The organism is Arthrobacter sp. GAS37 (assembly GCF_044908325.1).
GTDB classification, from domain to species: domain Bacteria; phylum Actinomycetota; class Actinomycetes; order Actinomycetales; family Micrococcaceae; genus Arthrobacter; species Arthrobacter ramosus.
In genome coordinates this window covers 26397-49206 of record NZ_JBIYDB010000030.1, presented here as the reverse complement: position 1 = coordinate 49206, position 22810 = coordinate 26397, and the positions used below count along the sequence as shown (strand labels likewise).

The window sequence follows — 22810 nt, the reverse complement described above, 5'->3', positions numbered from 1 at the left end:
TGCATCGAAAGGGTGCTCCTCACGATCAGGAAAATATGGCGTCGAATACCACTATTTTCCCTTGTCGGAGCACCCTTTCACCGGTTTAACACACCACTCCGGCAGACCTGCCATGAAAACCCCGGGCTAAGATCGCCAAAGCTCCAGATCAGTCCAATCGTCCGGCACCCCAATCGATGCCTTGGTTAGGTGCTGCGATCCGGGAAACGCTTCGATTAGCTTGACCAAGCGCCCAGCCCAGTCACTGCCCGAATCGATAGCACGAAGCAAATAGGCCATCACTGCTAGGGCGTTATACAGGCCAAACACCTGCTTCGAGGAAACCTCGTCCTTCAGGTGATCGAGGAGATGAATTTGCCCCTTGCCTGGCCGCTTCGGGGTGGTCACAAGCTTCCTGTTGAAGATCCGTGCGTGGTGAGCGGCCACATTTCTCACGTAGTTCAGACTCGCGATCCAACTACTCATCACCCTCTTGGAAGGCACGCCGTACGCCTTGGCGATTTCCGTTCCGATCGAATTAACCAAGCCGCCGTACAAGCGACTCAATTGTCCCATTTCCATAATTTCGGTGGCGGCCCAGATCGGCATCCGACCGTCGTACTTATCACGGAAATGGGCAACGAATGCCTCGTCGGACGCGTTCTGCCGCGCCTGCATTCGCGCAATCCATTGCTCGTGCTTGCTTAGGCTCGGTTCGTTACCTAGAACAAATTGCGGATCAGTGAATGCCTTTACGAATGTTGCAGGATCGAGATGGGCAAAGGCAGAACGGCGACCCAGCACATAGCCGATCTGCATTCGCAGGGAAACTTCAATTCTCTCTATTCCGTCAAGGATGAGCATGCGAAGCCGTCGGTCAAAGTCGATGAGGGCTGCGGCGTCCTCGATGGAAGTCCCATACCGATATTCGTTGAGGATCTGCACGCGTTGCCGACCTTCATAGTCCAGGTACGTCTTCGACTCACGAAAAGGGTAGAGATAGCCGGTCAGTCGGTAGTATCCAACTGCGCATAGAACTTGCGAGGCTTTTCCGACATCCGGTATTCGCACGCCGCGTGAAGCAAGCTTCTTGATCTGGTCTTCGACCGACAGCCACTGTTTTGCGTACTCACCCACGATTCCCCCGATAAAGAAAATCAGCCCGAGCCGTGAGGCGAGCGGGCTGATCGTGATGAACCCAGAATATCACGCCTCGAAGACCACAAAACCCTGGGTGCAGGAGGGGCTGCTGTAGCGACAAGGCTCCGGATCTACAGGTCCCTCAGCGAGGAATCTGCGTCGAGCCGGGCGAGTCTTGCGACGTGGCCAACGGCTCCGAGGCACAAGAACAAAGGCACGCAGAGGAGCGCTCCGAGCACGAGCAGCCAGTTGGGCATTGCCCACGCAGCCACCGGCAAGAGGTCGAGCTGTAGGCCGCTGAAGACCGCCGTTCCTACGATGGAGCAAAAGGTTCCCAGGAGTGCACCCGCAACGCCAATGATGAGACCCACTGCCGCCAACTCGACCATGTAAACCCCTGCTATCGAGGCCCCCGACCAGCCGATGGCTTTGAGGAGACCCACTTCGCGGGCTCTCTGCTTGATCCAACTGCCACCAACAGAAACTCCAACGCCGAGGCAGAAGATGATCAGGAACCCACCGATCACCCAGCTGACAAGGGCAAGAAGAGCAAACAGTCCTGACAGGGACCGGATTTGGCCCGCGACGCTGTTCACTGAGTATCCGAGCGCCCGGACCTGGTTTTGTACACTTACCACTTCGTCTGCTGAATCAACGCGAACATATCCGCGGGGATAGGTTAGCGCTTTGGTATCCGGCCGGGCATTGGCGAGTGTTGACTTGAGTACCTTGCTGGATACGTATGCGGCCTGCGCGCCATCCGTACCCGGCGACGAGTTGTCATAGATACCTGAGACGCGGAGAGAAATGGAAACGGGTTCCCCGTTGCCGGGCCCGACTTCCTTCGTGTACACGAAGTTCATTTCCTTGCCGAGCAGCTGAGCATAATTCTGGCCTTGACCCTTGTCGGGAAGCAGGATCTGGCCTTCCCCAGGGCCGTCTCCAGGCACGTCTCCGAGCAGTACTTTTGGGGCGATGCCGCCGATAAATGGCGTCCCCATGAACGCACCGGGGTTGTTCGGAGATGGCCAGTTCGCAGGATCCTCTATGGCGAGGTCAATTTGTGCCCAGCCGGAGGACCCCACCACATGATCGATTTGGTCAAAACGGGATAACGAGTCATCGGTGATCTCTCGAGCTGAATCTGGACCTACTGAAGTTACCTCAACATAATTCAGGGCGGAGTTGGTGGTGATCTTGTTTGAGTATGAACTTATGCCGGCCCCAACGATGCTGTCGGCGAAAATGAATACAGCAATGCCAAGACTCATCAGGACCGCGAGTGGCCTTAATTTCGACAGAGAAAGCCGCACTGACCTCGCAGCAAAGACTCTATTTCTGTTCAAAGAGCAACTCCTTCATAGGAAGCTGACGGTGGGCCACATGCTGGAAGACTTCGTCATGCGAAGCGACAAGGACACCGCACCCGCCGTCGGCTCCCGTTCGCATGGCGTCCAGGATGGCTTCAGTGTTTGTCGCGTCAAGACCCGAACTTGGTTCGTCCGCTAGTAGCAGCGAAGGTTCGTTGATCAGTGCGCGGCAAAACGCGACTCTTTGTTGCTGCCCACCGGAAAGCCTCTTCGCTTGCCGGTCAGCGACCGCCGCAAGACCGAGGCGATCCAGCTGCTCCGTAATCGTTGCGCGTGTCATGGGGTGGCTGCTGGCAAGAAGAACATTTTCCAACGCCGTGAGTTCGGGCAGGAGGTTGCTGCCCTGAAACACCATTCCAATTTCGCTTGAGCGGACAAGACTAGCCGTCCGGGACGATGCATCGGTTCTGTCGTTACCGTTGATCCATACCTTGCCGGCATCGGGGGTTGAGAGGAGTCCTGCGATATTGAGGATCGTGGACTTCCCCGACCCTGACTCACCTCGCAACCAGACGATTTCACCTGCCTGGACGTTCAGGCTGACTTCAGAAAGGACCAACTGTCGCGTCCCGCGCCCATCTGCAAAAGACTTGGCGATGTTTTCAAGACGCAGAACCGAGCTCATTAGTTCTCCCCGAAGTCATAGGCGCCCGGGACCGCGATCATGGCAGCTGAAATCGAGAGGCTACACGGTGACGCTTTGTCTGGTTCCATCCGATACAGAGACGGGAATTCTTTACAGCCTTTCAGAGTCCGCAGTTCCTCGGCCGCCTTGTCGAAGTCGTTTGATCCGAGTCCGGACTGACTTGCGTTCGTCATGGCGGTCAACGCCCGAAAATAGTTCAGGCTTTTTCCTTTGGGGGAACGGATAATCTGCGGGAGAGCGGACTGGACGGCCGGAAACATTGATCTCACTTCTTCGCTGTTTGAGAAGTACATGGAGTTGGAGAGCGCCATCAGAGCGCCGGAGAGTAGGTCTTCAACTCCGGGATCTGCATCGAATGCCTCCAGTCGAGGCAACCAGGCATTGGGCTCAAGCTGCACCAGAATGTCTACCAACTCGATGTACCCGCTGAGATTTGCGAATGTCACGGCGGCCGGAAGCGCTGCCCTCCCCCGCTCGATGACCGCACCGTAGCTCACCCAGGATGAGGAGCCGGAGCGCTTAAGCGCCACAAGCGCCTTGAGCTGAGTGACTAGATCGGTTTCGGGGCCCTTCAGCACTCGTTCGAGTTCGTCTCGGGTTCGCTCGCTTGCGAGCTCTGGAAACCTCGTGTCGAGGAGTCTCGCGGCAAGATACGTCCCATGGATTGACCCTTTGGCGAGAGTTGATGAACGGATAAGTCCGGTCTTCTGGTCGACCCTGGGTGCAATACGGTCTTTGACAAGTCGTTGCGCCTCGGTCTGAGCGTTCAGCAATTCCAGGGAACGCAGCATTGAGGCGATCAGCGCGTCATCATGCACCTGGTTTGAATCCAGAAGCCTAACGATATGTTCTCTAGCGTCATTTGGAACGACCAGATCCTTTCTAAGAGTTGCTCTCACTTCAAGAGCGGCTTGAAAGTCAAGGGTTGACTCATAGTCGCCAGGGAGCTTCCTGGAATCCACGTTCTTCAACGCTCGTTCCAATTGACTTGGTTTCTCCTTTTGCAGAGCCGAATAGGAATCGAAGAGACGCCACAGAAGATAGGGCTTGTCCACGATCGAGTTGACGTCAATTGCGCCAAGCCGTACGAGCGCTTCTTCCACAAAGGATTTTGCAGCAATCGCGGACCAGCCTTGCATCCTACCGATATCGATCCAAAACCACAGGGCGGCGATTTCCGCGCCTACATCCTGTTGCCTCGGAGTCATCGCGGCATTGGCCAATTTCTTCTCCAATTCGGCAGGCACAGCCGCGCCGGCAGTCCTAATCAGCTTGAGCGCCGACCAGAGCGTCGGCAGGTCGGCTGTGGACTGCTCGCTGAGCGCTTCACGGACACTCTTATTGGCGCTGTCCGCGGCCAGCAGGTAGGTACTAAGGTCCTCGGAGTACACCGCCGTGGTGTACAGATCTCCACGCTCTTGGCCCTCCCCTTCGGGCATCCTTATGAGACCGTTGATTCCCTCGAGCTTCTTCAAGTCCTCTTGTATGGCAGACATATCGTTAGCCGGCGCGGAGAGACCGGCACTGCAGGCAGGCAGGCAAAGCATAGCCACGATTAGCACCGACAACAGTTTGGCGCTTCGTATGTGCTGCAACCTTTGACGGTATATACCTAGGCTTCTTTTCATTACTGCAGTGCCGATCTCTTCGTCATACGCGCGCGGAAGCAGTACGCAAATTGCCGTAGTAATAAGCGGTGGCCGCCACATCCGCACCCAGGTAGAACGCCCCCCAACCCATGCAGACAGTGCCACTCAGATAGGATCCACGAGCGCCGTTACTGTTGGTCCACTGAAGTGTCGCCGGATTGCTGGTTCCCGATCCCGATACATTGACACCCTTGATGCTGATGGACCCGACTCCGTACTGGTAGAACGAGGTCGTGTTGCGGATCCAGTTAGGTGATACGTTCATCACCGCCGACGAGGAAAAACTCCCACAGCCGCCATTTGAAACCGGCTGGATCCACATATTTGCCGTGATCGGTTGCCCGTCATCGAAATACGCGGTGCCCGACGCGCTAGTGGCCTGCGCTCCCGACGCCGCCCCAATTGCCATGAGTGTCGTCAGCGCTCCTGCCGCGACTGCCTTCCTTACATTCCTAACCATTTTCATTCGATTCCCCATTCTCAATTACCGGTCGCCTTGGAATTCCAACCGCATTTCTGGTCAGACATGAATATCGAACATGTTCTCCACCCTGAGCCGACCGCACGGAATTAGTCCGGGAGCGCGGCTCGCGAGTCCTTTACTACAAATACGGAGGAGCCCGCTCTCGGCCCCGGATCAGGCACTCCGCGAAGCGGACCAGCTCCAGCGCGAGAACGAACAGCCTTCCCATCGCCGATGCCTAGAGATGACTTACGGATTTGTTTTGGGTCGCCTCCGGATCGACGAGGAGAGTCATGGTTCCAAGACAGATCGCGCCGATTGTCCAAAGCCATATCGGAAGCGACCCAGGGAAGCCAACGGTCGACGCTCCCATGAAAACGCCACTGCCCATCCCGCTGCCCGCGAACAGACCAGCATCGCGCTTCGGACTTCGCTTTGTTGTGAGCACTAGGACCAGGGCAACCGCGCCAAGAGCCAAGGAGGTCCAGGCAAGCGGTGGTGTCTTCGGTTGGTGAAGGAGCCCGACAATAGTGCTGCCAGCGACACACGCGAGCACGAAAGCAGTGGCCGTCCTACGGATAGCTGATGAAAAGATCATTTTCGGAACCTTTCTCGGGTCTGGGGGCCGAGCGGGCGTCGCAAAGGAGTTAGCTACGGCCGCTTGGGAGACAGGGATAACTAGGGTTCACATGAGCGTTCGCTTTGTCTGTACGCTTCGAAAGCGTCTTTTCGGGCCCAGGAGGCAACAAGCGTTCCGTGGCATACGAATTCGATGCAAACCGCCGGGACGATAACCCAGCTCGACACGCCGGCTCTGGCGAGTGCACCGAATATCACGACGATGAGCACCGCACTAGCTATGTTGAACCAGCGTCGACCCGGAGTTGCGTTCATTGCTGTCAGGAGTTCGTCTTGGTAACAGAGCATTTCGATCCATTCCGAAGGCCGCCTTCACCGGCAATAACCGCCCGCGCAGCGGAACGCCGCAACCCTGACCGGAGCAGGTGCGCGATGATCGCAGTAGCACGGGCTGCCGTTGCCACTGGGACTTCCCGAGCAATCAAGACGCGATTTTCCATGAATCCCCCAATCCATCTGTGGTTCCGGTTTGAAAACGGAACCCGTAGAGGAAGGCTAAGGGCGAAAATGGCGACTCAGTGTTGAAAACGAAGAATTAAGTGGTGCCGTCGACGAATCTAAGTGGTCAAACGTGGCAACACGTAGACGACAGCATGGCAACACGTAGATGGAAACCCGACTTTTCCTTATGCTCAGGCCAACGTAAATTCGCCCTCACGTCCTCCGCACCCTCGTCCGCACAGCCTCTCCCTTGTAATCCAGCGCCGTGAATCCAAGGGTCGTAGCCAGCCCGCCCTCCCAGCGCACCCAACGTCGCCACGTGGTATCCCAAACCCCATCCCCACGGAACACCCCCTTGACTCCTACCCCCTCCTTCCCTAAACTTTTCATAAAGCAGAATCTAAATTCCACAAAGCGGAAACTCAACACCGCGAACTAGCCCAAGAGACCAAGCCGAGCGGAAGATAGATCCCAAGCCCTCCCCCGGAAGGACACCTACGATGACGTACACAGTGAACTGCTCCATCCTCCTGACGGAGCTGCCCCTGCTCGAGCGCCCCGCGGCCGCGAAGGCTGCCGGCTTTGACGCCGTCGAATTCTGGTGGCCCTTTGAAACCTCCGTCCCGTCGGACGCCCAGGTAACCGAGTTCGAGAACGCCATCAAGGACGCTGGCGTTCAGCTCACGGGCCTGAACTTCAACGCCGGCAACATGCCCGGCGGCGACCGCGGCCTGGTTTCCTGGCCCGCCCGCTCGTCCGAGTTCCTGGACAACATCGACGTTGTCGCAGGCATCGGCGAGCGTCTGGGCTGCAAGGCCTTCAACGCCCTCTACGGCAACCGCGTGGAAGGCGAATCGGCCGAAAAGCAGGACGCCATCGGCGCCGAAAACCTGGCCAGCGCCGCAGAAGGCGTCGCACGCATCGGCGGCACCGTCCTCCTCGAACCCGTCAGCGGCGCCCCCAAGTACCCGCTCCTCAAAGCTGCTGATGTCCTCAAGGTGATCGCCAGCGTCAAGGAAGAATCCGGCGCCACGAACGTCAAGCTCCTCGCCGACTTCTACCACCTTGCAGTCAACGGGGACGACGTCGCAGCGGTCATCGAGAACCACGCCAAAGACTTCGGCCACATCCAGATCGCCGACAACCCCGGCCGCGGGGCTCCCGGAACCGGCGAGCTTCCCCTCGGCGAATGGATCGCCCGCAGCCGCGAACTCGGCTACGAAGGCTTCATCGGCCTCGAATACAAGGAACCGCAGGAAACGGCCTTCAGCTGGGCCATACGCCAGCGCGCCAGCTCCCACTAGCAAACCCCAACCGCCCAACTGAGTAGCAGTTGATGTCGTTTAGAGCCCTCAAAACGACATCAACTGCGAGCTAGTTGGGTCCAGCACACCTGAGCTAAAACAAAGACTTCAGTAAGGAAAATCATGAGCAACGTTGCAGTTATCGGACTCGGAATCATGGGCCTCCCCATGGCCATCAACCTGGTCAAGGCCGGCCACACCGTCACCGGGTTCAACCGCAGCCAGGACAAGATCGACAAGCTCGTCTCCGAAGGCGGCAAGGGCGCCACGAGCATCGCCGACGCCGTCAAGGACGCCGACGTCGTCATCACCATGGTGCCGGACTCCCCCGACGTCGAAGGTGTCGTCAGCGGCCCGGACGGTGTCTTCGCCAACGCGAAGAAGGGCGCCCTCTGGATCGACGCGAGCAGCATCCGTCCGGACGTCGCCGCCCGCCTCTCGGCAGACGCCGTCGCAGCCGGCATCCGCCCCCTCGACGCCCCGGTCTCCGGCGGCGAACAGGGCGCCGTCGACGCCGTCCTGTCCATCATGGTTGGCGGCGACGCAGCCGACTTCGAAGCAGCACAGGATGTCCTCAACGCCGTCGGCAAGACCATCGTCCACGTCGGCCCCTCCGGCTCCGGCCAGACCGTCAAGGCAGCCAACCAGCTGATCGTGGCCGTCAACATCGAGGTCCTCGGCGAGGCCATCGCCTTCCTTGAGGCCTACGGCGTGGACACGGACGCAGCCCTCAAGGTCCTCGGCGGCGGCCTGGCCGGCTCCAAGGTCCTCGACCAGAAGGGCCAGAAGATGCTCGACCGCAACTTCGACCCCGGCTTCCGCCTGGCCCTCCACCACAAGGACCTCGGCATCGTCACCTCCGCAGCCCGCGAAGCCAACGTCGCAATCCCGCTCGGCGCCGTCGTCGCACAGCTCGTCGCCGCCACTGTCAACCAAGGCAACGGCGGACTGGACCACTCCGGCCTCTTCAAGCAGGTCCTCCAGCTCAGCGGCCGCAAGTAAAGCATCCCGGCGACAGGCCGGAAACAAGCAAAACCGGGCAACCGCCGTCGTACTTCACGACGGCGGCTCCCCCACTACACCCAAAAACAGACTTTTCAAGGAGCACACCATGACGAAGATGCGCACTGTAGACGCAGCCGTCGCCATCCTGGCAAAGGAAGGCGCCATCGAGGCGTTCGGCCTGCCAGGCGCGGCAATCAACCCCTTCTATTCCGCCATGCGGGCACACGGCGGTATCCGCCACACCCTGGCCCGGCACGTTGAAGGCGCCAGCCATATGGCTGACGGCTACTCCCGTGCAGCGGACGGAAACATCGGTATCTGCATCGGCACCTCGGGCCCGGCAGGAACGGACATGATCACCGGCCTGTACGCAGCCTGGGCAGATTCCATCCCCATGCTCTGCATCACCGGCCAGGCACCCGTTGCCAAACTGCACAAGGAAGACTTCCAGGCCGTGGATATCGAGTCCATCGCCAAGCCGGTCACCAAGATGGCCATGACCATCATGGAACCGGGCCAGGTTCCGGGCGCCTTCCAGAAGGCATTCCAGCTGATGCGCTCCGGCCGTCCCGGCCCGGTGCTGCTGGACCTGCCGTTCGACGTGCAGATGGCCGAGATCGAGTTCGACATCGACGCTTACGAGCCCATCGCCGTCGAGAAGCCGAAGGCCAGCCGCAAGCAGCTGGAAAAGGCACTGGACATGCTCACCGCGGCCGAGCGCCCGCTGATCGTTGCCGGTGGCGGCATCATCAACGCCGGCGCCTCCGCGCAGCTGGTTGAGCTGGCCGAACTGCTGAACGTTCCGGTCATCCCCACCCTGATGGGCTGGGGAACCATCCCGGACGACCACGTTCTGATGGCCGGCATGGTGGGCCTGCAGACCTCGCACCGCTACGGCAACGAGACCATGCTGGCCTCGGATTTCGTGATCGGCATCGGCAACCGCTGGGCCAACCGCCACACCGGCGGCCTGGACACCTACACGGCTGGCCGCAAGTTCGTGCACATCGACATCGAGCCCACACAGATCGGCCGCGTGTTCTCGCCGGACTTCGGCATCGCGTCCGACGCCGGTGCGGCGCTGGACGGGCTGATCGAGCTGGCCCGCGAGCGCCAGGCAGCCAAGTCCCTGCCGGACTATTCTTCTTGGGTCGCCGAGTGCACCGCACGCAAGGGTTCCCTGCAGCGCAAGACCCACTTCGAGAACGTGCCGATCAAGCCGCAGCGCGTGTACGAAGAGATGAACAAGGCCTTCGGCAAGGACACCACGTATGTGTCCACCATCGGCCTCTCGCAGATCGCCGGCGCGCAACTGCTGCACGTTTTCGGCCCGCGCAAGTGGATCAACGCCGGCCAGGCCGGCCCCCTGGGCTGGACATGTCCTGCCGCTCTGGGCGTTGTCCGCGGCAAGCCGGACGAGACCGTTGTTGCACTGTCCGGTGACTACGACTTCCAGTTCATGATCGAAGAGCTGGCCGTGGGCGCACAGTTCAACCTGCCGTACATCCACGTGGTGGTGAACAACTCGTACCTGGGCCTGATCCGCCAGTCGCAGCGTGGCTTCAACATGGAGCAGAACGTGTCGCTGGCCTTCGAGAACATCAACAGCCCGGAAACAAACGGCTACGGCGTGGACCACATCAAGGTTGCCGAAGGCCTGGGCTGCAAGGCCATCCGCGTGGAGAACCCCTCCGACCTGCCGGCCGCCTTCGACAAGGCCAAGGCACTCATGGGCGAGTTCAAGGTTCCCGTAGTAGTTGAAGTGATCCTGGAGAAGGTCACCAACATCTCCATGGGCGTTGAAATCAACGGCGTGAACGAGTTCGAAGAACTCGCCGAGCGCGGCGAAGACGCACCCACTGCGATCATCGCCCTGCTGGACTAGTAAGTACTGAAGGAGGTACGGAATGCGTGTGGTCATAGCCCCGGACAAGTTCAAGGGATCGCTGTCAGCCCCCGAGGTCTCCAGCCGCTTGAGCACGGGACTGAGGGCAGGTTTTACCGCCAGCCGCCCGGGCGAGGGCTTTGAAACCACGCTCATTCCAGTGGCCGACGGCGGCGAAGGGACTCTCGACGCCGCCGTCGGCTCCGGCTTCACCCGCCGCAGCACCACGGTCACCGGCCCAACGGGCCAGCCGATCAAGGCCGAATTCGCCGTCCGCGGCGAGGAAGCCGTCATTGAAATGGCTGCGGCCTCCGGACTTGCGGTGCTGCCAGGCTTCGGCGACGGCAGCGCCCCGAACACCGACACGGCCAAAAGCTCCACAAGCCTCGGCACCGGCGAACTCATCCGCGCGGCCCTGGACCTCGGCTGCCGGCACATCATCCTCGGCGTCGGCGGCAGTGCCAACACCGACGGCGGCGCAGGCGTCCTGCAAGGCCTCGGCGCGGTCCTCCTCGACGCCGACGGCAACGAACTCCCCGGCGGCGGCGCAGCACTGGCCCGCCTTGACCGGATCGACTTCTCGAACCTCGACGTCCGTTTGGAGGTCACCGAGTTCGTCCTGGCGTCCGACGTCGACAATCCCCTTTTGGGCCGCACCGGCGCCGCCGCGATCTTTGGACCGCAGAAGGGCGCGACGCCGGACGACGTCGCCACGCTCGACGACGCCTTGGCCCACTTCGTCCAGGTCCTCGCCAGCGAGATCGGCCGCGAAGCCCAGGACGCCGCACAGGCTCCGGGCGCAGGTGCGGCAGGGGGCGTCGGCTACATTGCCATCGCAGCCCTGGGCGCGGCACGCAGGCCGGGCATCGACGTCGTGCTCGAATTCACTGAACTCGAGCAGCGGCTGGCGGGCGCGGACCTCGTGATCACCGGCGAAGGCAGCCTCGACGAACAAAGCCTGCTCGGCAAAACGCCTATGGGCGTGGCGCGGGCGGCAGCACGCTCCGGGATCCCTGTGATTGCCGTGTGCGGCCGCAGTACGCTGAGCCCGAAACAAAATTCGGAGTCCGGTTTCGAGTCGGTCCACGCATTGACCGAGCTCGAAGCCAATGTAGAGAAATGTATAGCTGAAGCAGGGCCGCTGCTTGAAGAATTGGGTAAGCACATCGGCGTGCGCCTCTCTGAAAAAGCGGCACCCACCCATGACGCAGCGCGAACCGAGACCAAGGAGCAACTCCATGTCTGAAGAAACCACCACAGCACACGGCCCGTTTGACCTGGTCATCCGCGGCCAGCGCATCCTCACCACCGCCGGCATCACCGCCCGCGAAGTCGGCGTCCGCAACGGCGTGATCGTCGCGATTGAACCCTTGGGGAACGGCCTCAGCGGCGCCGAAGTCATCGAGCTCGGCGACGATGAAACCCTCATCCCCGGCCTCGTGGACACCCACGTGCACGTCAACGAGCCCGGCCGCACCGAATGGGAAGGCTTCGCGTCCGCCACCCGCGCAGCAGCAGCCGGCGGCGTCACCACCATCATCGACATGCCGCTGAACTCCATCCCGCCCACCACCAACGTGGAAGGCCTCAAGCTCAAGCGCGAAGTGGCCGAGGACCAGGCCTTCGTGGACGTCGGATTCTGGGGCGGCGCCATCCCGGGCAACAAGAAGGACCTCCGCCCGCTGCACGACGAGGGCGTCTTCGGTTTCAAGTGCTTCCTCCTCCACTCCGGTGTGGACGAGTTCCCGCACCTGGACGCGGACGAGATGGAAGAGGACATGGCCGAGCTCAAGTCCTTCGACTCCCTCATGATCGTCCACGCCGAGGACTCCCACGCGATCGACCACGCACCCCACCCCGGCGGCGCCCACTACTCCACTTTCCTTGCCTCCCGCCCGCGCGGCGCCGAGAACAAAGCCATCGCCGAGGTGATCGAACGCGCCCGCTGGACCGGCGCCCGCGCCCACATCCTGCACCTCTCGTCGTCAGACGCGCTGCCCATGATCGCTTCGGCAAAGCGCGACGGCGTCCACCTCACCGTGGAGACCTGCCCGCACTACCTGACGCTCATGGCCGAGGAAATCCCCGACGGCGCTACCGCGTACAAGTGCTGCCCGCCCATCCGCGAAGCCTCCAACCGCGAACTGCTCTGGCAGGGCCTGCAGGACGGCACCATCGACTGCATCGTCTCGGACCACTCCCCCTCGACGCTTGACCTCAAGGACCTGGAAAACGGCGACTTCGCAGTAGCCTGGGGCGGCGTCTCCTCGTTGCAGCTGGGGCTCTCGCTGATCTGGACCGAGGCGCGGCACCGCGGTATCTCCCTGGAGCAAGTGGTGTCCTGGATGTCCGAGAAGCCCGCTGCGTTGGCCCGCCTGCACAACAAGGGCCAGCTCGCTCTCGGCTACGACGCCGATTTCTCCATCTTCGCGCCGGACGACGCGTTCGTCGTCGATGTCAAGAAGCTCAAGCACAAGAACCCGATCACGCCATACGACGGCAAGGCGCTCTCCGGCGTCGTACGCAAAACGTACCTGCGCGGGAGCGAGATCGACGGCCGGACGCCCAGCGGCAAGCTGATTCGCCGCGGCGGCGTGTAAGGCCGCAGCCATGGCCGTCAACGTCCATGCCCCATACGGGCAACTGCCCGCACGGCTCAACGCCTCGCGGCACCAGCCCGCCGCCCGGCCTTCCGAGCTTCGGCCCGGGATGGTTCGGCCCGGGATGCACCCGCGCGGACTCGCCGTGTGGGTACAGCCCGGCGAAGGCCACGAGATCGATCCCGAGGTTTGGGCCCGGGCCGCGGAAGCGGTCCTGGCCCGGGCCCGCAAACTTGCTCCGGGGGCGGAAGTCCTCCTGTGGCCCGCCGCCGGAGCTGCAACGTCCGAGGCATCTTCTTCCGGTTCGGAAGCGTCCGACGGCGCTGCCAACCCGCCGGTCTCCCTGGCCGGCCGACGCAGCACCGTGGCAGTGGACCTCGCCGCGAACACCGTCCTCCTCGATGGTGTCCCCGTCAGCTTCACGGCGATGGAACACAGCCTCCTCCGCTACCTCGTGGAAAACCTGTCCCGCCCCATCCCACGTGAAGAATTGCAACGTTTTCTGGAGTCACTTGACTGTCCCGGCGCGGCGTTTCGGTCGATCGACGTGTATGTTGGACGCGTCCGGCGCAAGCTGGGCTCAGCCCGCCATGTCATCGCCACAGTGCGTGGAGGCGGCTACCAGTTCGTGCCCGGACCAGGCTCCACAGTCCGCGGACCAGCGGAATACTGCATCTAGGCAGCCCGTTACACCTATAGATTGATCGCCGGCCACGGCGGTTGCCCGACAAGTCAAGGATCGCAACATGACCCAAAAACTCCTCGCCGGAACCCAGGCCCCCGATTTCGCGCTGCTTAACTCCGAAGGCCAGAAGGTCTCCCTGTCCGATTACCGCGGACGCAACGTCATCGTGTACTTCTACCCGGAAGCCGCCACCCCCGGCTGCACCACCGAGGCCTGCGACTTCCGCGACAGCCTCTCGAGCCTGCAGTCCTCGGGCTACGAAGTCCTGGGCATCTCCCCCGACGCCCCGGAAAAGATCGCACGCTTCGCCGGCGACTTCTCGCTGACCTTCCCGCTCCTCTCCGACGAAGACCACGCCGTGGCCCTCGCCTACGGCGCCTGGGGCGAGAAGCTCGTGAACGGCGAAGTGGTAGACGGGCTGGTTCGCTCCACCGTTGTGCTCGACGGCGAAGGCAAGGTCAAGCTGACCCAGTACCAGGTCAAGGCCCAGGGCCACGTAGCGGCGCTGAGGGCCGAGCTCGGTCTGTAACGCCCGCTCACAAACAAGGCCGACCGGCCTGACGCCCGCTCACAAACAAGGCCGACCGGCCTGACGCCCGCTCACAAACAAGGCCGACCGGCGTAACGCCCGCTCACAAACAAGGGCAAATAGCGGAATCCTCCAGCAGATGATCTGCTGGAGGATTCCCTCTTTTCGCGTCATAAGTGAGCGAGCGTTTGGGATTTGGCCGTCATATGTGAGCGAGCATCCGGGTTAGTTGCCGCCGGCGGTGTTCCATGACTCTTCGGAGACGGGGATCCACCACGCGCGCGCTTTGCCTTGCCCGATGTATTCCGGCCAACGGAAATCCGTCGGCGCGCTGAAATCGGCAGGAAGCAGCGGTGCCACGGCACCGCGGCGGCGCTTCTCGGCGTCGAACTCTGCTTTTGCCTCCGCCAGCACCTCCGGAGAAGTCAGCAGATCGAGCACCATGCCGGCAATCATCTTGCCTGTCGCCGTGATGGTGGGGCCGATCGTCTCCTGGATGCCACCCATTGCGGTCATGGCCCAGCCCGGGTATGCAGTGCCCTTCTCATCCGGCGCCAACGTGGGCCTCGCCGTGTAGAAGCGGATGGTGGGCGCGTACCAGGTCATTTCCACGTAATCATCGCTGGTCCAGTTCTGCTGGGTTGCCGGGATGTGCCGGCGCAGCTCTGCTTCGGCTTCCCGCGGGGCGATGAGCTCCGCCGTCGCCGGGTGGAAGGGATTCTCCATGGGCTCCACCCCGCACGAGGCCTGGATTTCGCGTCCGATCTCCCTGGCCCGCTCATCCAAAACCGGCGCGCCCACGGCCGCGATGTTCTCCCACGCCACTTGGGCAACCGTATGGTTGGCGATGCCCGGCCGGTTGCGAGCCACCCAGCGGGAACTAACGTTGCAATGCGACGCAGCCGCGGCGAGTTCCGCGTTGCGGTCCAGCACCGCCAGCACGGAGTCGGCCTCGGCGAGGCTCGGGCAGCGCCAGGAATACTGGATCTGGGCCAACCCCGCAGGTTGGTTGTCCGCCGTCGCCTGCCCAGCGGTGAGGATCGCCTCCGACAGCGACCAACCGCCTGCCTGCGGAAGCATCGAATCCTGAGTGGTTTTGGTCAGCGAGAACATCGTGAACAGTGCGGCGTCCGCTCCAGGAGCCCGGGCTGCGGAGTGCGACGACGGGATGGGACTGTCGCCGTAGGTGTTGTTCCAGCCCTCCGGACTGTCGCACGTGAAGGTGTAGATCTTGCTGTAGTAGGACCCGCAGTGGGTGTCCCAACGGACGGTGTTACACAGCGGCATCATATAGAACGGGTGGTACGAGATGATGGCATCCAGGTTGTCGTAATAGCCGCGCAGGCCATGGACCACCTTGGATCCCTGGACCTTCTCGGCCGGCTCGCCCGTGTAGACCAAGGTGCCCGGGATGTTGTGCCGCTGCATCGTGTCTTTTGCAGCGAGGAACCCCGCGAGCGTCGAGATACCCAGAGCCGAGTGCGGATCCGTATGGCCCGGGGCAAAGCGCGACATGCCGGTTCGGGGCTCCCGCTTAGTGGACGCTGCCTGGCAATTGCCGGGGATGGCATCGTATTCGGCATAGCCCAGGATCCGCGCGCCGGGACCGGCGGGACTTGTCCATTCGGCGGCGAACGCGGTGGGCATGCCCCCGCTGCCTTCCTCCACGGTGAAGCCATGTTCGCGCAACGTCTTCACGTACCAGGCGCAGGACTCGTACTCCCGCCATGCCGGCTCGGCCAGCTCCCAAATATTCGTGTGCCAGGCGGAAAGCTGCTCTTTCTGCTTCTCCACCCACTCCCATGCCGTGGCCTTCAACTCGGCGTTCTTGACCGTCCCGCTCATCGTGCTCCTTCCTAAAGTCACGCAGATCCAAAAACTGTTCCGCCGCCCCGCGCTCGCCCCAGTGACCCTCGCTCACTTATAGGGGCTTTCCACCGGACCCTCGCTCACTTGCTTAAAGAAAGCGAGCGAGCGTGCGCCGAAAGGCCGCCATAAGTGAGCGAGCGTCCGCGGGGAGGGGGAGGCGTCGGGTGCGGCTACTCGATGCTCACGTGGATGAGGCTCGGACCCTTGACGGCGAGCGCCTTGGTCACAACCCCGGCGAGCTCGTCGAGGGATTCCACGTTGAACGCCGTCAGACCGAAGCCTTCGGCCAGCCGCACCCAGTCCGGCTGCGTCAAGTTCACGCCGACGGGGGCCAGGTCGCGGTCTTCCATGTTTTGCCGGATTTCGCCGTAGCCCCCGTTATTGATGCAGATAATGGGCAGGTCCACGCCCTGTTCCACGGCGGTAATGAATTCCTGGACAGCAAACATGAGCGCGCCGTCGCCGATCAGCCCCACCACCGGACGATCGGGGTCGGCCACCTTCGCGCCAATCGCGGCCGGCAGTCCATAACCCAACGTGGCGTACGCGGGCGTGTACAAGAGCTGATGCGGCTTCTGCATCGGGAAGAAGGACGTGGTTCCGAAATAGGTGATCTGCGAGGAATCGCCCGCAATAACGGTGTCGGCCGGCAGCGCGGCTGCAAGGATCTCGTTGATTTGGGCCAGCATGGGCGCCATGGAGCGGGCTTCCGCCTGCAGTTCGGCACGCAGCGGAGCCAGTTCCGCCACCACAACAGGAGAGTGTCCCGCGAGCGCCGCGAGCAGTTGGGGCACCACGGCGGACGCGTTGCCCAGGAGCTCAACATCCGGCGCGAGGTTGCACTGAAGTTGGGACGGATCGATGTCAATGCGGATGCAACTCCCCTGCGGCACGATCTTGCCGCCCCACAGCTCCGATTCGCCCACCTTGGAGCCGATCACCAGCAGCGCGTCCGAAGCGTTGCACAGGTCCTGGGCCGCTGCGAGCCGGATTTCCGAACCAAGCGATAACGCATGGGCTTCCGGGATAGCGCCCTTGCCATTGATGGTGGTCACCACGGGGGCTTGCAAGAGCTCTGCAAGTTCGAGCAGCGCGCCGCCGGTTCCGAGCGATCCGCCCCCGGCCAGGATCACCGGGTTGGAAGCGCGGCGGAGGATGTCGGCGGCGGTGGCGACGGCGTCGTCGGCTGCTGCTTTCGGCGCACCCAAGGGGCGGGCCTCCAGAGCGGAAGGGTCGACGTCGGACGCGCCCTCAAGCACGTCCAGCGGGATCTCGAGGTGGACCGGACGCGGCCGTCCATGCGCAAAGAAGGCGAAGGCCTCGTGAATCAGCTCCACGGCCTCGCTGCCGCTGGCTACCCGGGTGCTGCGACCGATCAGAGCCCGGACCGCGCCGGTGGGGTCCTTGGTTTCGTGCAGCAGCCCGATGTCCGAAAACTCGCTGCCGCGCGGCGCGCCCGGGGACAGGATGATCATGGGCCGGGACTCGCAATAGGAGGTGGCCGCGGCGGACATCGCGTTGAGCAGCCCGGGTCCGGAGGTGGTGATCACGACGCCGGGAAGCCCCTTGAGCTGGCTCCAACCGTCGGAACCGTACCCGGCTCCTTGTTCGTGACGGGTGGTGACTGGGCGAATGCCGAGCGGCTCAAGGTGCCGGTAGAACTCGAGGTTGTGGGTACCGGGGATCCCGAAGATCGCGTCGATCCCGTAGTTCCGCAGCGTGGTCATGACGGCGAGGCCGACGTTGTTGGTGGGGATGGAACTGGTCAAGGTTGAGTCCTTAAATCGTGGCCTAGAGAACTTTGGAGAGGAACGCCTTTGTTCGCTCGTGCTGGGGGCGGGAGATGATTTCGGTGGGATCGCCAGCTTCGACAATGACGCCGCCGTCCATGAACGCCACAACGTCCGCCACTTCGCGGGCAAAGCCCATCTCGTGGGTCACGACGATCATGGTCATGCCGTCGCGCGCCAGGGCTTTCATGACGTCAAGGACTTCGCCTACGAGTTCGGGATCGAGTGCGGAGGTTGGCTCGTCGAGGAGCATGAGGTCGGGCTTCATGGACAACGCCCGGGCAATGGCGACGCGCTGCTGCTGGCCCCCGGAGAGCTGGGCCGGATAGTGGCCCGTGCGGTCGGCGAGGCCCACCTTGGCCAGGAGCTCGCGGGCTTCGGCCTCGGCTTGGGCCTTGGGAACTTTGAGGAGTTTGACCGGGCCCATCATGACGTTTTCGAGGGCTGTCATGTGGCCGAAGAGGTTGAAGGACTGGAACACCATGCCGATCCTGGAGCGGCGCTTGTTGATGTCCTTCTGGTGTGCCTCGATGAGCCTGTCGCCGTGGACCTCATAGCCGATCATGCGGCCACCCACCAGGATGGTTCCGGAGCTGGTGGTTTCGAGGTGGTTGACGCAGCGGAGCAGCGTGGACTTGCCCGATCCGGAGGGGCCGATCAAGCACGCCACTTGTCCGGATTCGACCGTGAAGTTGATGCCTTTGAGGACCTCCATGCCGGAGAAATCCTTGTGCACGTTGAGAAACTGGACTTCAGACATTGCCGCTACGCCTTTCGTGCCTGGATGGTGTTGCCGCGGGAGTACCGCTTCTCAATGCGGGCCTGGACGAGCGAGAGGATGGTGGTGAGCAGGATGTACCAGAGGCTCGCCACGATCAGCAGGGGGATCTGCTGGAGGTTGCGCGCGTAGATCTGTTGGGCGTTGTACAGCAAGTCCCCGACGCCGATCACGATCACCAGCGAGGTGGTCTTGAGCATCGAGATGGTTTCGTTGCCGACCGGCGGAAGGATGATCTTCATGGCCTGCGGGATGACCACGTGGCGCAGGGTTTCCATCCGGCTGAATCCCATGGCGTGGGAGGCCTCGGACTGTCCAGCGGGAACACCCATCAGGCCGGCACGCACGACTTCAGCCATGTAGGCGCCTTCGTTCAAGCCCAGGCCCAGGATGCCGGCCACGAACAGCGGCAGGACGTCGTTGGTGTTCCATTCCAGCAACATGGGACCGCCCGGGATCCGGATGCCGATGGTCGGAAACAGCACCGCGGCGAAACCCCAGAAAAGCATCTGCACCATGAGCGGCGTGCCCCGGAAGAACCAGATGTAGGCGCCGGCCACGCCGCGTAGGAGCGCGTTGTCAGACATCCTCATGACCGCGATCACCAGGCCGATCACGAGTCCCAGGACCATGGCAATGGCCGTGAGTTCGATCGTGGTCAGGAGGCCGTTGAGGATGCGGATATCGAACAGGTACTTGGCCACGGTGGGCCAGCCGAAGCCGGGGTTGGTGACGATGACGTAGGCGCCCATCAGCGCGAACAGACCCACCACCACCATGGCGATCAGTTGTCCGGGCCGTTTGCGCTTGAGCACGGGCCGCGACGCCAAATCCGCGAAGTCATGCCGTGCCTCGGCGGTCATTGGCAGCTCGGACACGGTCATGACCCCACCGTCGGGTTGACCTCGGACTTGGTGATGACGCCGGACTTGAGGTTCCAGGCTTCCATGATCTTGGCGTAGGTGCCGTCGTCCATGAGCGACTGGACCGCCGCCTGGAATGCCTTGGACAGGCCGCCGTCGTCCTTCGGGCTCACCACGCCGGACAGGGACGGCTCTACGAGGATGGAGTCCACGGAGGTGAACGCGTCCGGCTGGAGCTGTGCGTAGTACCCGGTCAGCGCGTTGTCCGCCACGAGTGCCTGGGCGCGGCCCGATGCCACGGCTTGGTTGACGTTGTCTTGCTGGGGCAGCAGAAGGGAAGCAGGCTTGTCCTTGCCGGCGTCGGAACACTTCTTGTCAAAGGACGGGAGCACGCTCAGCGCCTGGGTTGTCCCGGTCTGGGCGGCAACGGTCTTGCCGCAGAGGTCCAGTTCCGAGTTGATGCCCAGCGGATTGCCCTTTTTGACCATGACGGACGTTCCTCCACGCATGTAACTGACCATGTTGACCTTGTCCTTGCGCTCGTCCGTGATGGAGAAAGCTGCCCAGGAGGCGTCGTAGCGCCGGGCTTCGATACCGGCCAGGATGCCGTTGAAGTCGGCTTTCTCGATGTTGATGGTGACGCCCATCTTCTTCGCGACAGCCAACGCCATGTCCGGTTCGAGTCCGACGATCTTGCCCTGGTCGTCGGTGAAGTCGATCGGGGCGTAGGTGGGGTCAGTGACGAGGGTCAACGAGCCCTTGCTCTTGATGGCCGCCGGAAGGAGCGCCTGAACCTTGGAATCGGCTTGCACGGCCTGAGCGAGTTCCTGGCCGCTTTGGCTGCTCTGACCGCTGGCCGATGGGTTGCCGGATGCAGTGGCGGCCACACCTTCAGTGTTGGAGCAAGCTGTCGTCAACGCGAGGAAACTGATGGCTGCCGCTGCCACGAGCGGGCTTTTCATGCCTTTTCGCATCATTTGTGGATCTCCGGTTCGATTCGGGTTGAAATAACAATATGTTCAACTTATTGTGAGATGAGTAACAACGCGTGTCAAGGGACCATGGCAACATCGTGGAGAGATGACTACGGGGACCCACAAGGCGCCCCCACCTGGACCAGCGCGACCAGACAAACGAAGGAGCAACGGCATGAGCGAGACAAACCCGGGCCGCCGCACGCGAAGCGTCACAGCGGAAGCGATGGCAGAACGCCGGCAGAGCATCCTGCACCATGCCTCGCAGGTAATCTCCCGCGAGGGCGTGGAGGGTTGCTCCTTCGCCGAACTGTCCGAAGCCTCAGGTTTCAGCATCGGCATGATCCAGCACTATTTCCGGCATCGGGAGCGGCTCATCGGCGCCGCAGTGGAGTACCGGATCGACGAATCCCTCGCCGAATGGCGGCGCATCTACGATCACGGCAGCAACGCCGTGGAACGCCTGCATGACCTGCTGACCTTCTCCATCCAGAGCGACACCCCGTTCGAGGAAGCGTGGGGCTTCTGGCTGCAGATCTACGCCGCTGCCCACAAGAACTCCGAGATCAGGGAAAGCGTCGCAGCGGTCTGGACTTCATGGCGGGGCCTGTTCGTCCGGGCGCTCGAGGAGGCAGTGGACGAGAGGCTGCTCCAACCGGCCCTCGATATTGACGAAGTGGCTACCTTGCTTCTGGCCACGATCGATGGACTCGCTATCCAATCCTTGAACGGGGTCCACAGCTTCTCACCTGCGGAGATGATCGAGACCCTGCACCGCTTTGCCGCCCGGGAATTCGGGATCGACGCCGACGAATTCATCCACAAAAAGCGCTCCAAACTCGTGGACGCACACTAGGACACGCGCCGGGCGCATCGAAGCGCCCCGCCAACAAACGATCAAACGAAGGACCACCATGACCACCACAACAGAGCTGTCCCATATCGACCGGATGGCCAAGCGTGCGGCCGGCTTCCAGCCCTCCCCCGTCCGCGCCGTCTTCGATGTTTCCATGCAGCCGGGCATGATCTCCCTCGCCGGCGGCAACCCCTACCTGCCCGTCCTGCCGATGGAGCGCATCGCCGCCATGGCGTCTGACGTCGTCGCTCGCCGCGGGCTGGAGGCCCTTCAGTACGGCTCCGGCGCGGGAACAGAGGAACTGCAGGCCCTGATCTGCCAAGTCATGGAACTCGAGGGGATCATGACGTCGCCGGAAAACGTGCAGATCACTGCCGGCTCGCAAATGGCACTGGAACTCGTGACCAAGCTCTTCTGCGACCCCGGGGACGTGGTGATCGCGGAAGGACCAACATATGTGGGGGCGCTCGGCGTGTTCGAAGGCTTCCAGGCAGAAGTGGCCCACGTGGCGATGGACGACGACGGCGTCGATCCTGACCGCCTCCAGGACGTCATTTCCGGGCTCAAAGCGGCTGGCAAGACCATCAAGTTCTTCTACACGATCCCCAACTTCAACAACCCCTGCGGCATCAGCCTTTCCCTTGCGCGGCGGCAGCGCGTGGTGGACATTTGCCGTGCCGAAGGCGTGCTGATCGTCGAGGACAACCCCTACGGCCTGCTGAGCTTCGACGGCACACTCAAACCCGCCATGCACTCACTCGACCCGGACAACGTGTTCTACCTCGGCTCGTTCTCCAAGATCTTCGCCCCCGGCCTGCGCGTCGGCTGGGTTGTGGCGCCGCAGGATGTGCGCGGCCGCCTCCAGATCGCCTCCGAGGCCACCACCATCTGCCCCTCGGTCTTGAGCCAACTGGTAGTGGAGCAGTACATCAGCAGCTTCGATTGGCGGGACCAGATTGCCGCGTACAGAGCCGTCTACGCCTCGCGCTGCAAGGCAACCCTGGACGCATTGGCTGCCTACATGCCCGAAGGTACCCAGTGGACCACGCCCACAGGTGGATTCTTCACCTGGGTAACCCTGCCCGAAGGGATCGACACCGAGCACGTGCTCGCCGCGGCCATCGAGGCGGGAGTCGTGTTCGTGCCGGGCAGCGCTTTCTACGCCGACGGCGGTGGCAGCAACCAGCTCCGCATCGCCTTCTCCTACGCCCCGGAGGAGCAGCTCACGGAGGGCGTCAAACGCCTGGCTGAGGCCATTCGCCGGGTCTAAGCAAACCGTCCCGACACGCCGGAAGGCTGCGGGATCGCCGGAAGGCTCCGGCGAACCGGCAGCTTTCCGGCGAAC

General features: G+C 62.3%; 19 protein-coding genes. 9 read left to right on the top strand and 10 right to left on the bottom strand.

Annotation, left to right across the window (positions count from 1 at the left end; all coding sequences use genetic code 11):
* Positions 1–126: 126 nt before the first annotated feature.
* From ABH924_RS18960 to ABH924_RS18940, 5 genes are all read right to left on the bottom strand, one after another.
* Positions 127–1116, bottom strand: coding sequence for an Abi family protein (locus tag ABH924_RS18960; protein WP_404501319.1), 990 nt, complete (start codon positions 1114–1116; stop codon positions 127–129).
* 134 nt (positions 1117–1250) lie between these two features.
* Positions 1251–2120 (bottom strand): ABC transporter permease, encoded by an 870-nt coding sequence (locus ABH924_RS18955; RefSeq protein ID WP_404501317.1) that lies wholly within the window; start codon positions 2118–2120, stop codon positions 1251–1253.
* A 331-nt stretch (positions 2121–2451) separates the two neighbouring features.
* Positions 2452–3114, bottom strand: coding sequence for an ABC transporter ATP-binding protein (locus ABH924_RS18950; RefSeq protein WP_404501315.1), 663 nt, complete (start codon positions 3112–3114; stop codon positions 2452–2454).
* Entirely contained in the window at positions 3114–4610 is a 1497-nt protein-coding gene (locus tag ABH924_RS18945; RefSeq protein ID WP_404501313.1) for a hypothetical protein, read from the bottom strand. The genes ABH924_RS18950 and ABH924_RS18945 overlap by 1 nt, the downstream gene beginning before the upstream one ends.
* A 175-nt stretch (positions 4611–4785) precedes the next feature.
* On the bottom strand, positions 4786–5193 hold the full coding sequence (locus tag ABH924_RS18940) for a hypothetical protein (RefSeq protein ID WP_404501311.1): 408 nt from the start codon (positions 5191–5193) through the stop codon (positions 4786–4788).
* A gap of 1634 nt (positions 5194–6827) precedes the next feature.
* On the opposite strand from ABH924_RS18940, the gene ABH924_RS18935 reads away from it, so the two are divergent.
* The 7 genes from ABH924_RS18935 (at position 6828) to bcp (ending at position 14335) form a co-directional block, all read left to right on the top strand.
* A complete protein-coding gene (locus tag ABH924_RS18935; RefSeq protein WP_404501309.1) occupies positions 6828–7631 on the top strand; it encodes a hydroxypyruvate isomerase family protein in 804 nt (267 codons plus the stop codon).
* A 123-nt stretch (positions 7632–7754) separates the two neighbouring features.
* Positions 7755–8633 carry a 2-hydroxy-3-oxopropionate reductase gene (locus ABH924_RS18930; protein WP_404501308.1) on the top strand — a complete coding sequence of 293 codons (879 nt, stop codon included), beginning with the start codon at positions 7755–7757 and terminating at the stop codon, positions 8631–8633.
* A gap of 109 nt (positions 8634–8742) precedes the next feature.
* A complete protein-coding gene (gcl, locus tag ABH924_RS18925; protein WP_404501306.1) occupies positions 8743–10521 on the top strand; it encodes a glyoxylate carboligase in 1779 nt (592 codons plus the stop codon).
* A 22-nt stretch (positions 10522–10543) separates the two neighbouring features.
* On the top strand, positions 10544–11767 hold the full coding sequence (locus tag ABH924_RS18920; protein WP_404501304.1) for a glycerate kinase: 1224 nt from the start codon (positions 10544–10546) through the stop codon (positions 11765–11767).
* Positions 11760–13121, top strand: coding sequence for an allantoinase AllB (gene allB / locus ABH924_RS18915; protein WP_404501302.1), 1362 nt, complete (start codon positions 11760–11762; stop codon positions 13119–13121). Before ABH924_RS18920 ends, allB begins: the two co-directional genes overlap by 8 nt.
* 10 nt (positions 13122–13131) lie before the next feature.
* Positions 13132–13800, top strand: coding sequence for a winged helix-turn-helix domain-containing protein (locus tag ABH924_RS18910; RefSeq protein WP_404501300.1), 669 nt, complete (start codon positions 13132–13134; stop codon positions 13798–13800).
* Between the two features lie 67 nt (positions 13801–13867).
* Complete coding sequence (gene bcp, locus ABH924_RS18905) at positions 13868–14335, top strand: thioredoxin-dependent thiol peroxidase (RefSeq protein WP_404501298.1); 468 nt, start codon at positions 13868–13870, stop codon at positions 14333–14335.
* Between the two features lie 225 nt (positions 14336–14560).
* On the opposite strand, the gene ABH924_RS18900 is transcribed toward bcp, so the two are convergent.
* The 5 genes from ABH924_RS18900 to ABH924_RS18880 form a co-directional block, all read right to left on the bottom strand.
* On the bottom strand, positions 14561–16180 hold the full coding sequence (locus tag ABH924_RS18900; RefSeq protein ID WP_404501296.1) for an amidohydrolase: 1620 nt from the start codon (positions 16178–16180) through the stop codon (positions 14561–14563).
* A 194-nt stretch (positions 16181–16374) separates the two neighbouring features.
* Positions 16375–17973: a thiamine pyrophosphate-binding protein gene (locus tag ABH924_RS18895; RefSeq protein ID WP_404501294.1), complete on the bottom strand. Its 1599-nt coding sequence runs from the start codon at positions 17971–17973 to the stop codon at positions 16375–16377.
* 22 nt (positions 17974–17995) lie between these two features.
* Entirely contained in the window at positions 17996–18754 is a 759-nt protein-coding gene (locus ABH924_RS18890; RefSeq protein ID WP_404501292.1) for an amino acid ABC transporter ATP-binding protein, read from the bottom strand.
* Between the two features lie 5 nt (positions 18755–18759).
* Positions 18760–19656, bottom strand: a complete 897-nt coding sequence (locus tag ABH924_RS18885; RefSeq protein ID WP_404501290.1) for an amino acid ABC transporter permease — start codon at positions 19654–19656, stop codon at positions 18760–18762.
* A complete protein-coding gene (locus ABH924_RS18880; protein ID WP_404501288.1) occupies positions 19653–20597 on the bottom strand; it encodes an ABC transporter substrate-binding protein in 945 nt (314 codons plus the stop codon). The genes ABH924_RS18885 and ABH924_RS18880 overlap by 4 nt, the downstream gene beginning before the upstream one ends.
* Positions 20598–20784: 187 nt before the next feature.
* Between ABH924_RS18880 and ABH924_RS18875 the strand changes: the two genes are divergently transcribed.
* Together ABH924_RS18875 and ABH924_RS18870 are read left to right on the top strand one after the other, a co-directional pair.
* Entirely contained in the window at positions 20785–21465 is a 681-nt protein-coding gene (locus tag ABH924_RS18875; RefSeq protein WP_404501286.1) for a TetR/AcrR family transcriptional regulator, read from the top strand.
* 58 nt (positions 21466–21523) lie between these two features.
* On the top strand, positions 21524–22735 hold the full coding sequence (locus tag ABH924_RS18870; RefSeq protein WP_404501285.1) for a PLP-dependent aminotransferase family protein: 1212 nt from the start codon (positions 21524–21526) through the stop codon (positions 22733–22735).
* Positions 22736–22810: the final 75 nt, after the last annotated feature.

Excerpts from the sequence above, each read along its gene's own strand:
- ABH924_RS18875 (WP_404501286.1), top strand. The coding sequence starts at position 20,785 with ATGAGCGAGACAAACCCGGGCCGCCGCACGCGAAGCGTCACAGCGGAA.
- ABH924_RS18910 (WP_404501300.1), top strand. The coding sequence starts at position 13,132 with ATGGCCGTCAACGTCCATGCCCCATACGGGCAACTGCCCGCACGGCTC.
- ABH924_RS18890 (WP_404501292.1), bottom strand. The coding sequence starts at position 18,754 with ATGTCTGAAGTCCAGTTTCTCAACGTGCACAAGGATTTCTCCGGCATG.
- ABH924_RS18920 (WP_404501304.1), top strand. The coding sequence starts at position 10,544 with ATGCGTGTGGTCATAGCCCCGGACAAGTTCAAGGGATCGCTGTCAGCC.
- ABH924_RS18940 (WP_404501311.1), bottom strand. The coding sequence starts at position 5,193 with ATGGCAATTGGGGCGGCGTCGGGAGCGCAGGCCACTAGCGCGTCGGGC.
- ABH924_RS18880 (WP_404501288.1), bottom strand. The coding sequence starts at position 20,597 with ATGAAAAGCCCGCTCGTGGCAGCGGCAGCCATCAGTTTCCTCGCGTTG.
- ABH924_RS18955 (WP_404501317.1), bottom strand. The coding sequence starts at position 2,120 with ATGGGGACGCCATTTATCGGCGGCATCGCCCCAAAAGTACTGCTCGGA.
- ABH924_RS18950 (WP_404501315.1), bottom strand. The coding sequence starts at position 3,114 with ATGAGCTCGGTTCTGCGTCTTGAAAACATCGCCAAGTCTTTTGCAGAT.
- allB (WP_404501302.1), top strand. The coding sequence starts at position 11,760 with ATGTCTGAAGAAACCACCACAGCACACGGCCCGTTTGACCTGGTCATC.
- gcl (WP_404501306.1), top strand. The coding sequence starts at position 8,743 with ATGACGAAGATGCGCACTGTAGACGCAGCCGTCGCCATCCTGGCAAAG.
- ABH924_RS18930 (WP_404501308.1), top strand. The coding sequence starts at position 7,755 with ATGAGCAACGTTGCAGTTATCGGACTCGGAATCATGGGCCTCCCCATG.
- ABH924_RS18935 (WP_404501309.1), top strand. The coding sequence starts at position 6,828 with ATGACGTACACAGTGAACTGCTCCATCCTCCTGACGGAGCTGCCCCTG.
- ABH924_RS18870 (WP_404501285.1), top strand. The coding sequence starts at position 21,524 with ATGACCACCACAACAGAGCTGTCCCATATCGACCGGATGGCCAAGCGT.
- bcp (WP_404501298.1), top strand. The coding sequence starts at position 13,868 with ATGACCCAAAAACTCCTCGCCGGAACCCAGGCCCCCGATTTCGCGCTG.
- ABH924_RS18900 (WP_404501296.1), bottom strand. The coding sequence starts at position 16,180 with ATGAGCGGGACGGTCAAGAACGCCGAGTTGAAGGCCACGGCATGGGAG.
- ABH924_RS18885 (WP_404501290.1), bottom strand. The coding sequence starts at position 19,656 with ATGACCGTGTCCGAGCTGCCAATGACCGCCGAGGCACGGCATGACTTC.